This window comes from Streptomyces sp. NPDC002742 (assembly GCF_042888885.1).
GTDB lineage: Bacteria > Actinomycetota > Actinomycetes > Streptomycetales > Streptomycetaceae > Streptomyces.
Window position 1 is genome coordinate 133781 of sequence record NZ_JBIAQF010000005.1, and the last position, 13458, is coordinate 147238.

A 13458-nucleotide genomic window follows, 5' to 3' on the forward strand; every position below is an offset into this window, starting at 1 on the left:
GGGCTGGGGCACGCTTTCGGGGCGGGTGCGGGCGACCGGACGGAATGGCCGGTGGCAGGCCGGTCAGGCCGACAGTGGGCGGGACTCCTCGTCGACGGCCGCGTCGACGTCCGGGTACACGTCGAAGAGACGGCGCACTCCGAGGGCCCCGAGGACACGGTTGACGTGGGAGCCGTCGGCCGCGCCCCGGGCGGGCAGGATCAGCCGCAGACGCCCTCGGCAGGAGCGCATGAGCCGACGGGCGGCGATCAGGACGCCGACACCGCTGGAGTCGCAGAACACGACCTCGGAAAGGTCCAGGACGATGCTGTGCCGGCCCGCGGCCACCACGTCGTGCACGCTCTGTCGCAGCTCCGGCGACGTCACGAGGTCGAGCTCGCCCGACACCCGCAGCACGGCCCACTCGCCCTCCTGGCCGCCGACGGCGCCGGAACCACCCGTGCTCCCTCTCCCCGCGCCCGCACCGTCGGCCACATCGGCCGCGTCGGTCACGTGGGTCACCTTGAGCGTCACCGCCACGCCTCTCGCTCGCCTCGCCCAGCAGAAACGGAAGCACTCCGTACGCTTCCTTCCAGCGCGGCTGCCCCGCCGTAGTTCCATGAAACACGGATCCCGCCAGGAAGAAACGCCTGTCTACGGTCGAAAATGCTTCACGAGGGTTCCTTTTCGGTCGCGTACGACCAGTTGCGGTCAGATCCAGGGGTCGAAGTGGCGCGCTTCTACCATCCATCGCCTGCCCAGGGGCGCACATTGACGCAAAGGGGCGTGCGTTGTCGGACGTGCCGACTACATTCAAGACAGCAGTTGCGCACACGCTGGACAACGGCACCGCATGACCGGGCTGCGGCAGGGGACATGGCCGGGACACCTGCCGGACACAAGACACACGGACACACGGACACACGGGTACACGGACACACGAACGGGCGCCGGGCACGACCAGGGGTGAGGGGGCCGAATGGCGACGCAGGACGCACCGCCCCGCTGGGACCGCAAGATGCAGCAGCGGCTCTCGCGCGGGGAGGCGGCCGCGCTCGGTGAGCTCTACGACCGATTCGCGTCGCTCGTGCACGGTCTCGCCCATCGCGTGCTCGGAGACGAGCGTGCCGCCGACGGGATCACCCGCGAGGTCTTCACCCATGTCTGGGAGAACCCCGACGCGTACGACCCCAAGCAGGGCCCCCTGCGCTCCTGGGTCGCCACACTGACCCACCGCCTCGCCGTGCAGCGCCTGCGCGCCACCGAGACCGCCGCGCTCGCCCAGGGCGGCGACGGCACCGCCGAGGAGCTGGAGCGCAAGGTGCGCAGCGCGTCGGTCGCCGCCCGCGCGGACTACATCGTCACGTCCATGCCGACCCCGCTGCGGGCGGCCCTGGAGCTCGCATACTTCCAGCGCCGTGACTACCGCCAGGCCGCCGCCGACCTCGGCGTCACCGAGGACGAGGCCCGCCGCAGGCTCCGCCTCGGCCTCCAGCTCCTGTCCACCGCCCACGACACCGGGCCCACCGGCGTACCGCCGGAACACGGGGGTGCCCGGTGAGCGAGGGAACGGGCCGGTTCGAGTCGTTCGACGACGACGAGGACGGGCGCGAGGGCGTGCGTGGATCCATGGACGAGGACGTGAACGGGAACGAGGACCGGCACGAGGACGCGCGGGAGGACGGGTACGAAGGCGCGCACGAGGACGAGGACGGGTACAGCGGCATGCACGGGGACGGGCACGAAGACGTGGGCAGCGGCGGTGACGCCGAGCCGCGGCCGGGTACGCCCCCGCGCATACCGGCGCCACGCGCCTCGGTGGAGGACACCGGACCGCCGCTGCCCGGACCGGCCACCGCCCCCGGCCCGGCGCCGCTCGTCCTCGAACACCGTGTCCTGAAGTCGCTGCTGGGCGCATGGGCACTGGCCGCCTGCTCGGCGGACGAGACGACGGCCGTCGAGGAGCACCTCGGGCACTGCGGCTCGTGCGCGGAAGAGGCGCTGCGGCTTCGCGAGGCGGTCGGACTGCTGCACCCGGCGGAGAGCCTCGACCTGAACCCGACGCTGCGCACCCGAGTCCTGACGAGCTGCCTGGACCGGCGCCCCCCGCGCATCCCGGTACCCGAATGGGCCGCTCCGTACGACGCGGAGACCGCCCGCCTCGACGCCCTGCTCCAGGACATCGGCGGGTCGGAATGGCACGCTCCCGTGCGGCTGCGCTGGTTCGAGGGCGACGGGCCGGTGAGCCGTCGTACGTCGGTCGCCGGGGTCATCGCCCATCTGCTGACCGTCGACGGACTGGTCGCCGTCGCGCTGGGTCTTGACGACCCGCTCGGCAAGGCCGACGCGGAGCGGCCGACACCGCAGGACCGTACCGAGGCGTACTGGCGCGCCTCGCCCGTCCCGCCCACCCGGTCCGTGCGCGGGCCCTGGCGGGAGCAGAGCCACAGCATCGTCCGGACGGTGTCGTTCGTGGAGGGAGGCCCGTCCCACGCGGGCGAGGCCGGGGACGGTAAGGGCTCTGGGCGGCTCACCGTGGCGTACGGCGGTTTCGAACTGCCGCTCAGGGACTCGATGCTGGACCGGGCCTTCGAGTGCTGGGTGCACGCGGGGGACATCGCCGACGCCGTGGACTACCCGTACGAACCGCCCGCTCCCCGGCACCTCCACCGGATGATCGACCTGGCCGCGCGGATGCTGCCCGTCTCGCTCGCCGAGCGGCGCCGGGCCGGGCTCTCGGCCCCGGCCGCCCGGCATCTCGTCGCGGCGGGCGCTCCGGGGCGCAGCCTGCGCCTGGAGATCGAGGGCTCCGGAGGCGGCGAGTGGCTCATCCCGCTCGACTCGCCCGGCGCCGTCGGTTCCGCCGAGCGCGAGGTGGCCCATGTCGCGCTGGACGGGGTGGAGTTCTGCCGCCTGGCCGCGGGCCATGTGTCCCCGGAGGAGGCGGCCGCCGGACAGGACGGCGACCGCGAGGCCATCAGGGACGTGCTGCTCGCGGCGGCGTCACTGAGCCGAATGTAGCCCCGCCACGGCTGCGAGGCCACGCCGGCCCGACACTTCCGCGCCGATATGCCCGTACACCCTTACCCGTACGCCCGTACGCCCATGCGCCGTCCGCGGTCAGGCGGTCAGGCGGTCAGGCGGTCAGGCGGTCAGGCGGTCAGGCGAAGATGACCGTCCGGCGCCCGTTCAGCAGGATGCGGCGTTCCGCGTGCCACTTCACCGCGCGCGCCAGCGCCTGGCACTCCACGTCACGGCCGATCGCGACCAGCTGGTCGGGGGTGACGTCGTGGCCGACCCGCTCGACCTCCTGCTCGATGATCGGGCCCTCGTCGAGGTCGGCGGTCACGTAGTGCGCGGTGGCGCCGATGAGCTTGACCCCTCGGGCGTGCGCCTGGTGGTACGGCTTGGCGCCCTTGAAGCTCGGCAGGAAGGAGTGATGGATGTTGATGATCCGGCCGCTGAGCTGCTTGCACAGGTCGTCCGAGAGAACCTGCATGTAGCGGGCGAGGACGACCAGCTCGACGCCCTTCTCGCGCACCAGCTCCAGCAGCTGCGCCTCGGCCTCGGCCTTGGTGTCCTTCGTGACCGCGATGTGGTGGAAGGGCAGGTCGTACGACCCGACGAGCTCGGCGAAGTCCGTGTGGTTGGAGACCACCGCGGCGATGTCGACGGGCAGCGCACCGATCCGCGCGCGGAAGAGCAGGTCGTTCAGGCAGTGGCCGAACTTGCTGACCATGAGGACGACCCGCATCCGGTCCTCGGCCCGGTGGATCTGCCATTCCATGTGGAAGGCGTCGCCGATCGCTGTGAAACTCGCACGCAGTTTCTCCACAGTCACCGGGGATTCGGCGGAGAAGTGGACGCGCATGAAGAACAGGCCCGTGTCGTGGTCGCCGAACTGCTGACTGTCCTCGATGTTGCAGCCGGTCATGAACAAGTAGCTCGACACGGCGTGCACGATGCCCTGCTTGTCGGGGCAGGAGAGAGTCAGGACGTACTGCTCGGAGGCGGGCGCGCTCCCGCGGACGGACGGCTCATTCATGCGGGACAGGGTCCCATACCAGGCGCTCGCGGCGGAGTGCCGTCCCGCCACGCGGACGCCCCGGCCGCGCGGCCGGCCACCCCGCGCGCACGCCCTGTGAGCGGCTCTCCGTCCCCGAGGTCCCGGAAGCACTCCACGAGCGCGTCCGGACGTCCTCCGGTCACCGCCGGACCGAGGGCTGTCCCGAACGCCGGGTCGGCGGTGACGGGCCCGGGAGCCGGGCCGGTAAGGGGGCCGGACCCCGAGCCGGCCCTCCGCTGGAACCGCTAGGCCGACCGCGTCAGGATGCGCAGGACCTCCAGGGTGCGCGGGGGCGCGTCCGGGTCCTCGCCGTCGCTCGACGCCAGCCGTACGTGCGCGGCGCGCGCGGCCTGCAAGGCGTCCGGCCATGCCTGGTGGTCGAGATAGGCGGAGACGGGCGCGTCCGGTCCGACCTGGTGCATGATCCGCAGGACCCGCAGGACGGCACTGTCCACGAGGGCCGCCTCCTGGGAGTCCCGGAAGATCGTGCCGACGTATTTCTCGGCCGACCAGTTGTCCAGCCAGGTGTCCTCGACCAGCCGGTACACGGCGTCGGTGACGTCGCCGTACCCGTCGACACCGGCGAGCCAGACGTCTCGCTGGAAGGCGGGGTCGGAAAGCATGTGCAGCGCGGAGCGCACATTGCTGCGCCAGCGCCACCAAGGCATGTCGTTCAGTGGCATGCCGCCCATGGTGGATGAGCGACGCCCGCGACGGGAAGAGTTCTCCGAGTCTTGCACGGTCACCGATCGTACGTTCCCTGTGAAAATCCGTTCATCGACCCCTGTAATTCACCTCTAAGTCACCCGGCGTCGACCACAGGTCACACAACGGTTTTTCGTGTGGGGGAATCGTGCATGTGCATGACCGGTAGGCGACGTACTCGCACCACCTCCCCCCTTTCGCCCCGGCCCCGCAAGGCCAAGCTGCTGTACGCGAGCGCGCTGATCGCGTGCGCGTCGGTTGCCGTCGGATGCGGGGTCATCCCTGGTGCCACGGGGGGCTCCGGGGATGGCCCCGTCAAGGTAATGACCTGGGCGCCGGAGGAGACCAACGCAACGAACAAGCCCGGAATGCCGGCGCTGGCCAAGGCGTACGCGCGCTGGGTCAACGCCCATGGCGGCATCAACGGCCGCCAGCTGGAGGTCCTCACCTGCAACGACCAGAACGACTCGGTCGCCGCCGCGCACTGCGCCGAGCGGGCGGCCGACGAGAAGGTAGTCGCGGTCGTGGGTTCCTACAGCCAGCACAGCCGCTCGTTCCTCGCACCGCTGGAAAGCGCGGGCATCCCCTACATCGGGGGCTTCGGCGTCACCGACGACGAGTTCACCAGTCCCATCTCCTACCCCGTCAACGGCGGCCAGCCCGCGCTGCTGGCGGGCCTCGGCGAGCAGCTCGGCAAGAACTGCGGTCCTGTCTCGCTCATCCGCCCCGACACCATCGCCGGTGACGAGCTGCCGGTACTGCTCGACGCCGGACTGAAGGCGCTGGGCCACTCGGAGGCCGCCGATCAGCGGGCGGCCGAGGACGCCACGGAGTACTCCCAGCCGACGAGGCAGGCGCTTCAGCACGCCTCCTCCGACTCGACCGAGCGAGGCTGTGTGGTCCCCGCGCTCGGTGACCACACGGACACCTTCATGGACTCCTTCCGGCGCGACAGCACGGCATACCCGAAGGTGCGCACCGGTACCGTCATCGGCAACATCGACCAGTCGCAGATCGACGCCACCGGCGGCAAGTCGGGCCCCTACGAGGGTTCGTACGTCACCGGCTGGTACCCGACAGCGGACGACGCGCGCTGGAACCCCATGCGCAGCGTGATCAAGGAGCAGGCCTTCGGCGACAACCGGATCGATCCCGCCGACGCCGGAGTGCAGACCACCTGGATCGCCTACACCGTGCTGAAGAAGGTTCTTGAGGCCCTCGGCGCGGGCGAGATCTCGTCGCTCACCATCCGGCGCGAGCTCGACAACGGTCTCAAGGTGAACACGGGCGGGCTCACACCGACGCTCCGCTGGCGCTTCGCGGACCTGATCGGGGCCGGTGACTTCCCGCGCCTCGTCAACGCCAATGTGACCTTCCAGGTCATTCACGACGGTCAACTGACCTCACAGCGGCAGGGGTTCATCAACATGGCGAAGACGCTGGCGAACGCGCTCTAGCCGGACGGACATCGCGGGCGGACCCGCCCACGGCCGGGGCGGGCACCTACCGCCCCGACCGTCCGGGCCGTCCGGGCCGTCCGGGCCGTCCGGGCCGTCCGGGCCGTCCGGGCCGTCCGGGCCGTCCGGGCCGTCCGGAAGCAGAACAGCACCCACGACAAAGCCCGGCTCCTCGCCGTTCAGCGAGGGAGCCGGGCTTTCGTGTGGATCACAACTGAGCGCCGGTCACAGCTGAGTGCGGGTCCGCTGCGTCAGTCCGTACTTGGACGCGATGGAGTTCCAGAGCCTCGCGGCCTTCTCCTTCTGCGTGGAGGCCGTGCCGCTGGCGGCGTCGCCCGCCCTGGTCTGCCCGGTGCTGCGGGCGTGGCCCTTGTGGCAGCCCTTCTTGTCGTTGTTGACCTGGTCGGCCCAGGCCGCGTAGTGGTTGTCGGCCGCCGCGGAGGCCTTCCAGCCGTTGGTGAGGGCGGCGGCCAGCTCGTCGTGGTTCGGCAGCTTGTCGACCGCGAGCGAGGAGAGCCGGGTGACCAGCTCGCCGCGCTGCTTGGCCGCGTCCCGCAGATCACCGGCTGCCTGGTCGAGGTTGTTGCACGCCTTCACGTCCGCCACGGCGCCGATCACCGAGTCACGGCTGCTGGTGCTGTCCGCGAGAACCTTGTCCAGCTCGACGGCCTGCGCCTTCACCGGGTCGCCTGCGGCCGCCGCCGAACCCTGCGTGGCGGGCGAGGTCGCCGCCACCGTCTTGCCGGTGTCGTCGTCGCCACCGCCTCCGCCACCACTGAGCAGGGCGCCCGCGCCGACACCGAGCACGATGATGCCGATGCCGACGGCCGCGATCACCGGGACGCGTGAGCGACTGCGGCCACCGCCGCCCGCTCCGTCGCCGTCGGACGGGCCACCACGCCGTGAGGCGGCCCGGCCACCGGGCGCGCCCGGCGCGGACTGCCCGCCGTACATGTCGCCCGCGCCGTGCGGGGCCTGGGGTGCGGCCGCGTCGATACGCGGCAGCATCTGCGTCGCCCCGGCCGCCTCCGGCTCACTGCGGAAGAGACTGTCGAACTCCGCCGGGGGCTGCCGCTCCTCCGGAGCGCCGGCGGGCATCCCGTAGGACCCGGACGGCTGTGCGGGCACGGGCGGGATGTACTGCGTGGCGTCGGCGTCCGAGCCGGCGGGCAGCGGTGATCCGGCGCCGGGGCCGCCCTGCGGCGTCTGCCCGAGGTACTGCGTCGCCTCGGGCCGGACCTCCGGCGGCAGCGCGCCCGGTCCGACCGGCGGTATGAACTGCGTCGCCCCCTCGTCACCACCCGGGGCGGCCGGTATGTACGGGATGTACTGAGTCGCCCCGTCTTCGCCGCCGGCCGGCATCGACACACCCTGCCCCGCGTGGCCGCCCTGCTCCTGGGCCCCGTAGTTGCCGTAGCCGTCGTATCCGGCTGCCGCGTGCGAGCCGTGCGCCCCCGGCGCATAGCCGTTCTGGGCGCCGTACGACGAGGGCTGCGCGGTCTCGGGCGGGAGCGGTCCGGAGCCGGAGCCCTGCGGGGCGAAGCCCTGCGCCTGCTGTGCGCCGTGCTGATCAGACCCCGGCCAGCCCTGGGGCTCGGAGTGTGCGGAGGCCTCCCACGACTGGGTGGCGTTCACCGGCGCACCCCAGCCGTCGGCGGGCTGCGGGGCCGGGGCGGCCGACTGGTCGGGACCCCACTGCCCACCCCAGGCGGAGGTGCTCACCGGGGCCACACGGTCACCCGTCGTACCCGGCAGCAGCGGCTCGCTACCGTCGGAGGGCAGCACGATGCCTTCGCGCGCGGGCCGCGCCGAGGGCTCCTCGCCCTGTCCACTCTGCGTCACCGGGACTCCTACGAATGGGGGACCTTCGGAATCATCGGCTCACGCTACCGGGTCCCCACAACCCCGTGCTACGCAGCACCTGCGGTGACCCGCGCACGTTGTGACACGGGTAACGAAACCGCCCCCGAATGCGCTGTATTTCACCCCCCTCGCTCACAGCGCCCACGTTTTCCCGGCGTTCACGCCCCTACGGGCAATATGTTCATTCGAGGGGACCCGAAGGCGCGGCAGAGAAATGATCACACCCGCTCCGGAACCCGGGCGATCGCGCCGCCGCCCCCTGACGGCTCCCCAAGTCCCCACACCAAACCGCCACCCGAACGCCCACTCGGACACCCGTGCCGGAGCGCACGCGCCCACGGAGCGCACGGGGTGCGTCCCGCTGGGGGCGCACGCGGCGTGCGCCCCCAGCGGGACGCACCCGCTCCGTCCACGCCGAGCGGCGCCACGACTCAACCCATGCGCCCCACGCGTGCGTTCACGCCGCCGCCTGCAACTCCATGCGCGCCCCGAACTCCCGTACCACGGCCTCGTCCTGGAAGGGCTCCAGGCGCTGCTGCAGGTCCTCCAGGTACTCGGCGCCGCGGTTGGAACGGAGGGTGCCGAGGAGTTCGACGGCCCGCAGACCGGTGTGGCAGGCCTGCTCCACCTCACGCTGCTGGACCTGTGCCGTGGCGAGCAGGACGTAGCCGATGGCCCGGCGGCGGGCACGCGACTCGGGATGGCCGGCCAGGGACTCCTCGGCGCACCGCGCGGCGGCCTCGGCCTGGCCGAGGTCCCGGTGGCAGTGGGCCAACTCGTCGGCCAGATAAGCCTCGTCGAAGTGCGCGATCCACGTCGGGTCGTCCCCGGAGGCCTCGTCGGCGTTCTCCAGCGCCGTGACGGCCCGCCCGGACGCCACCTGCGCGGCGCGCGCGTCGCCCATCAGCGCGTGCCCGCGCGCCTCGGCGGCGTGGAACATCGACTCCGCCCGCGGTGTCACCCGCCCGCGCGCCCCCTCCTGGGCCGCGCGCGCCAACTGCGCGATCTCGCGCGGGTTGCCGAGCTGGGCGGCCAGGTGGCTCATGGACGCGGCCAGGACGTATCCGCCGTACCCGCGGTCGCCGGCCGCCTGGGCGAGCCGCAGCGCCTGGATGTAGTAGCGCTGGGCGAGCCCGGGTTGACCGGTGTCGATGGCCATGTAGCCGGCGAGTTCCGTCAACCGGGACACGGCGGCGAACAGTTCGCGTCCGACCGCCTCCCGGTAGGAACCGGCGAGCAGCCCGGAGACCACACTGTTCAGGTAGTGCACGACGACAGGGCGCACATGGCCGCTGCCGTACTGGTGGTCGAGCTGGACGAGGGCCTGGGTCATCGCGCGGACCGCCGCCACGTCCGAGAGCCCGACGCGCGGGCCCGCCGAGCGGGCGACCTGCGAGTCCGGCGACGAGATCAGCCAGTCGCGGCTCGGCTCGACGAGCGCGGAGGCGGCGACGGACGACCCGGAGAGGAAGTCCCGTCGCCCCACGTCGCTGCGCCACAGCTCGCAGACCTGCTCGATGGCGCCCAGTATGGTCGGCGAGAACTGGAGACCGACGCCCGACGCCAGGTTCTTCCCGTTGGCCATGCCGATCTCGTCGATCGTGACCGTCCTGCCGAGCTTGCGGCCGAGCGCCTCGGCGATGATCGCCGGAGCCCGTCCCCGCGGCTGCTGGCCGCGCAGCCAGCGCGCGACGGACGTCTTGTCGTAGCGCAGATCGAGTCCGTGCTCCGCTCCGCACATGTTGACCCGGCGGGCCAGCCCGGCGTTCGAGCAGCCCGCTTCCTGGATGAGCGCCTGCAGTCGTTCGTTCGGCTGCCTGGCGATGAGAGGCCTTGCGGCCATGGCGTACCCCCTGTGGCTGCGGTGCCTGCCCACGCACCGAGTTGACGTGTCCTCACCGGCCGACCACCGAATGAAGCCGGCCAGGAAGATCAATGCCCCGCAGACATGCCGAAGATGCGGGACATGTGAGGATTGCCGGGGTAAGGGCGGTTGCCCGACCCCATCCCTGATTACCCACTACCGGCTGCCGTTCCCCCTGCGCGCCCCCACACGTGCATCCATGCGCCCCAGGCGGGGAATCGATGCTCCTCCCCCGCGCGTGTGTCCCCCGTAACCCGAGGTGGACGCGGGAGTTGAGATCGACGTGGAAGAGACCATCGCAGGCACCGAGTCCGCACAGATCCCCCAGCAGCGTGGCGAATCGCTGCGGGAAGCCGCCGTGCGCTACGCCGAGGAACGCCACTGGGACGTGTTCCCCGGCACTTGGCTGGAAGCGGCCGGCGGGGTGCAGCTCTGTTCTTGCGGCGAACCCGTCTGTGCCGTGCCCGGGGCGCATCCGGCGCGGGAGGACTGGGCGACGCAGGCGACGGGCAGTGCGACCGTCGCGCGCCGGCTCTGGTCGATACGGCCGACGGCGTCGATCCTGCTCCCCACGGGGCGTACGTTCGACGCGATCGACGTGCCCGAGTCGGCCGGGTTCCTGGCGCTCGCCCGCATGGAGCGGATGGAGCTCACCCTCGGTCCCGTGACCTGCACACCGGACCGGCGCATGCACTTCTTCGTGCTGCCGGGCGCCGCGGCGAAGGTCCCCGATCTGGTACGGGCGCTGGGCTGGCCGCCCGCCTCGCTCGACCTCGTCACGCTCGGCGAGGGCGCCTATGTGGCCGCGCCGCCGACCCGGTTCGGCTCCCGGGGTGCCGTGCAGTGGGCCTGCCCGCCGACGCCCGCGAACCGCTGGCTGCCGGACGCGGAGGAACTGATCTCGCCGCTGGCCTACGCCTGCGGACGGGATCGGTAGAGGCCCCGTCCGCGGGGGCCGCTGGAGTCCGCGGGAGTCCGTAGCGGTCCGCGGGAGATCGGCTGAGGTCGACAGAGGTCCACCGAGGCCGACAGAGGTCCACGGAGATCGGCAAGAGACCGGCAGGGACGGGTGACGGACGGCCGTAGGCGCTTAGGGTGCCTGTATGAGCGAGGGAGCGAAGGACGGCGGCGTGCCCGCCGTACGTGTGCGGGGGCTCTGGAAGCGGTTCGGGGGGCAGGTCGCCGTGGCCGGGATCGATCTGGAGCTTCCCGCGGGACAGTTCATCGGGCTCGTGGGACCGAACGGGGCGGGAAAGACCACCACGCTGTCGATGGTGACCGGGCTGCTCAGGCCCGATCAGGGCACCGTCGAGGTCGTCGGCCACGACGTGTGGCGCGACCCGGTGGAGGTGAAGGCGCGGATCGGCGTGCTGCCCGAGGGACTCCGGCTCTTCGAGCGGCTCTCCGGGCGCGAACTGCTCGGGTACACCGGCCGGTTGCGGGGACTGCCCGGCGCCGAGGTCGACAAGCGCGCCGCCCAGCTCCTCGACGTCCTCGACCTCGCGGGCGCGCAGCACAAACTCGTCGTCGACTACTCGACCGGCATGCGCAAGAAGATCGGTCTGGCCTGCGCCCTCCTCCACAACCCCGAAGTCCTCTTCCTCGACGAGCCGTTCGAGGGCGTCGACCCGGTCTCGGCGCAGACCATCCGGGGCGTCCTGGAGCGGTACACCGCGTCCGGCGCCACCGTCGTCTTCTCCTCCCATGTGATGGAGCTGGTCGAGTCGCTGTGCGACTGGGTCGCCGTGATGGTCGCCGGACGCATCCGCGCGCACGGCCCGCTGGCCGACGTGCGCGGCAGCGCGCCCTCTCTCCAGCGGGCCTTCCTGGAGCTGGTCGGCGCGCAAGGCCGCGGCACCACGGCCGACCTGGACTGGCTGGGTGGCGGGGCTCCCCGGTGAGCGCCCTCACCGGCGTCTCCGCCGCGTCGATCACCCCCGTCGTCGTACGTCTGAAGCTGTCGCTCCTGCGCAACGGCCTGCGGCAGTCGGCCGGGCGGCGGGCCGCGTTCATCGTGTCCACGGTGCTCGTACTGCTCTTCGCCGTGCTGCAGCTGCTCGGCCTGATCGCGCTGCGCGGCAACGCGCACGCCACCGCCGTGGGCGTCCTGCTGGTGGCGATCCTGGCGCTCGGCTGGGCCGTGATGCCGCTGTTCTTCCCGAGCGGCGACGAGACGCTCGATCCGACGCGGCTGGTGATGCTGCCACTGCGGCCGCGGCCGCTCGTCCGGGCGCTGCTGGCCGCCTCGCTGGTCGGCGTCGGACCGCTCTTCACCTTCTGTCTGCTGCTCGGTTCGGTGGTCTCGGTCGCGCACGGGGCGGCGGCGTACGCGACGGCGGTGGTCGCCCTCGTGCTCGCCCTGCTGGTCTGTGTGGCCCTCGCGCGGGCCGTCGCGGCCGCCAACATCCGGCTGCTGTCCAGCCGCAAGGGCCGCGACCTGGCGGTGCTCAGCGGACTGGTCGTCGCGGTCGGCGCCCAGCTGGTCAACTTCGGCGCGCAGCGGCTCGGTTCGGCGGGCGGCCTGTCTAAGCTGGACCCGGTCACGGACGTCCTGCGCTGGATCCCGCCGGCGTCGGCGATCGGCGCGGTGGACTCGGTGAGCGGCGGATCGTACGGGGCCGGGATCGTCCAGCTCGCGCTGTGCGCGGCCGCCCTGGCGGGGCTGCTGGCGCTCTGGTCCCGTCACCTGACGCGGCTGATGACCTCGCCCGACGGGTCCACGCTCCGGGCCGCGGAGCCCGTGGGCCGGGAGCGCGGCTCGTCGGGGTTCGCGCGGCTGCTGCCGGCCGGACGCACCGGCACCGTCATGGAGCGCAGCCTGCGGTACGTGTGGCGCGACCCGAAGACCAAGGCGGCGTGGGTGACCTCGCTGGCCATCGGGCTGATCGTGCCGGTGTTCAACGCGCTCCAGGGCACCGGCTCCGTCTACTTCGCGTGCTTCGCGGCGGGGATGCTCGGGATCCAGATGTACAACCAGTTCGGGCAGGACACGTCCGCGTTCTGGATGGTCGCGCTGACGATCTCCTCGACCCGCGACGCGTACGTCGAACTGCGCGGGCGGGCGCTGGCCCTGCTGCTGATCACCCTGCCGTACGCGACGCTCGTGACCGCCCTGACGACCGGGCTGCTCCACGAGTGGAGGAAGCTGCCCGAGGTGCTCGGCCTGTCCTTCGCGCTGCTCGGCGCGATGCTGGCGACCGGCGCGTGGTCCTCGGCCCGCTTCCCGTACTCCATCCCTCAGGAGGGCTACAAGAACGTGGCCCCCGGCCAGGCCGGCCTCGCCTGGATCGCCATCTTCGGCGGCATGGTCTCGGCCGCGCTGCTCGCCGCCCCCGTCATCGTCCTCACGATCTGGCTGAACGTGAGCGCGGACGGGGACCGTTGGACCTGGCTGCTGCTGCCCGTGGGGTCCGTCTACGGGGCGCTGATCACGCTGCTGGGGCTCCGGCTGGCGGCACCCCGGACGGCCCGGCGGCTGCCGGAGATCCTGGCGGCGGTCAGCAAGGGGTGAGAGCCGGAGTGCG

General features: G+C 72.1%; 11 protein-coding genes. 6 read left to right on the forward strand and 5 right to left on the reverse strand.

Annotated elements, in window-relative coordinates:
- Window positions 1-63: 63 nt before the first annotated feature.
- The gene (locus ACFYW8_RS10020) at window positions 64-474 is read right to left on the reverse strand and encodes an STAS domain-containing protein (RefSeq protein WP_389071108.1); all 411 of its coding nucleotides are present in this window, start codon (window positions 472-474) and stop codon (window positions 64-66) included.
- 484 nt (window positions 475-958) lie between these two features.
- On the opposite strand from ACFYW8_RS10020, the gene ACFYW8_RS10025 reads away from it, so the two are divergent.
- Both ACFYW8_RS10025 and ACFYW8_RS10030 read left to right on the forward strand, forming a co-directional pair.
- Complete coding sequence (locus ACFYW8_RS10025; RefSeq protein ID WP_365871564.1) at window positions 959-1540, forward strand: sigma-70 family RNA polymerase sigma factor; 582 nt, start codon at window positions 959-961, stop codon at window positions 1538-1540.
- Window positions 1541-1704: 164 nt separating this feature from the next.
- Window positions 1705-3000 carry a zf-HC2 domain-containing protein gene (locus ACFYW8_RS10030; RefSeq protein WP_389071113.1) on the forward strand — a complete coding sequence of 432 codons (1296 nt, stop codon included), beginning with the start codon at window positions 1705-1707 and terminating at the stop codon, window positions 2998-3000.
- A gap of 139 nt (window positions 3001-3139) precedes the next feature.
- Here the strand turns inward: ACFYW8_RS10030 and purU are convergent, their stop codons facing one another.
- Window positions 3140-4024, reverse strand: a complete 885-nt coding sequence (gene purU, locus ACFYW8_RS10035; RefSeq protein ID WP_365871562.1) for a formyltetrahydrofolate deformylase — start codon at window positions 4022-4024, stop codon at window positions 3140-3142.
- Window positions 4025-4290: 266 nt separating this feature from the next.
- On the reverse strand, window positions 4291-4791 hold the full coding sequence (locus ACFYW8_RS10040; RefSeq protein WP_351859976.1) for a hypothetical protein: 501 nt from the start codon (window positions 4789-4791) through the stop codon (window positions 4291-4293).
- 117 nt (window positions 4792-4908) lie between these two features.
- Between ACFYW8_RS10040 and ACFYW8_RS10045 the strand changes: the two genes are divergently transcribed.
- A complete protein-coding gene (locus ACFYW8_RS10045) occupies window positions 4909-6207 on the forward strand; it encodes an ABC transporter substrate-binding protein (RefSeq protein WP_389070018.1) in 1299 nt (432 codons plus the stop codon).
- A 225-nt stretch (window positions 6208-6432) separates the two neighbouring features.
- On the opposite strand, the gene ACFYW8_RS10050 is transcribed toward ACFYW8_RS10045, so the two are convergent.
- Together ACFYW8_RS10050 and ACFYW8_RS10055 are read right to left on the reverse strand one after the other, a co-directional pair.
- Window positions 6433-8049: a hypothetical protein gene (locus tag ACFYW8_RS10050; protein ID WP_389070022.1), complete on the reverse strand. Its 1617-nt coding sequence runs from the start codon at window positions 8047-8049 to the stop codon at window positions 6433-6435.
- Between the two features lie 478 nt (window positions 8050-8527).
- Window positions 8528-9913: a transcriptional regulator gene (locus ACFYW8_RS10055; RefSeq protein ID WP_365871556.1), complete on the reverse strand. Its 1386-nt coding sequence runs from the start codon at window positions 9911-9913 to the stop codon at window positions 8528-8530.
- Window positions 9914-10217: 304 nt separating this feature from the next.
- Here ACFYW8_RS10055 and ACFYW8_RS10060 point away from each other — a divergent pair, with 304 nt between their 5' ends.
- From ACFYW8_RS10060 to ACFYW8_RS10070, 3 genes are all read left to right on the forward strand, one after another.
- Window positions 10218-10871, forward strand: a complete 654-nt coding sequence (locus tag ACFYW8_RS10060) for a bifunctional DNA primase/polymerase (RefSeq protein WP_365871554.1) — start codon at window positions 10218-10220, stop codon at window positions 10869-10871.
- Between the two features lie 166 nt (window positions 10872-11037).
- A complete protein-coding gene (locus tag ACFYW8_RS10065) occupies window positions 11038-11835 on the forward strand; it encodes an ABC transporter ATP-binding protein (protein WP_389070030.1) in 798 nt (265 codons plus the stop codon).
- Complete coding sequence (locus tag ACFYW8_RS10070) at window positions 11832-13445, forward strand: transporter (RefSeq protein WP_389070034.1); 1614 nt, start codon at window positions 11832-11834, stop codon at window positions 13443-13445. The genes ACFYW8_RS10065 and ACFYW8_RS10070 overlap by 4 nt, the downstream gene beginning before the upstream one ends.
- The last annotated feature ends 13 nt before the right edge of the window (window positions 13446-13458 follow it).

Bases quoted from the DNA above. Each gene is read 5' to 3' on its own strand.
- ACFYW8_RS10055 (WP_365871556.1), bottom strand. From the start codon at position 9,913: ATGGCCGCAAGGCCTCTCATCGCCAGGCAGCCGAACGAACGACTGCAG.
- purU (WP_365871562.1), bottom strand. From the start codon at position 4,024: ATGAATGAGCCGTCCGTCCGCGGGAGCGCGCCCGCCTCCGAGCAGTAC.
- ACFYW8_RS10045 (WP_389070018.1), top strand. From the start codon at position 4,909: ATGACCGGTAGGCGACGTACTCGCACCACCTCCCCCCTTTCGCCCCGG.
- ACFYW8_RS10065 (WP_389070030.1), top strand. From the start codon at position 11,038: ATGAGCGAGGGAGCGAAGGACGGCGGCGTGCCCGCCGTACGTGTGCGG.
- ACFYW8_RS10030 (WP_389071113.1), top strand. From the start codon at position 1,705: ATGCACGGGGACGGGCACGAAGACGTGGGCAGCGGCGGTGACGCCGAG.
- ACFYW8_RS10025 (WP_365871564.1), top strand. From the start codon at position 959: ATGGCGACGCAGGACGCACCGCCCCGCTGGGACCGCAAGATGCAGCAG.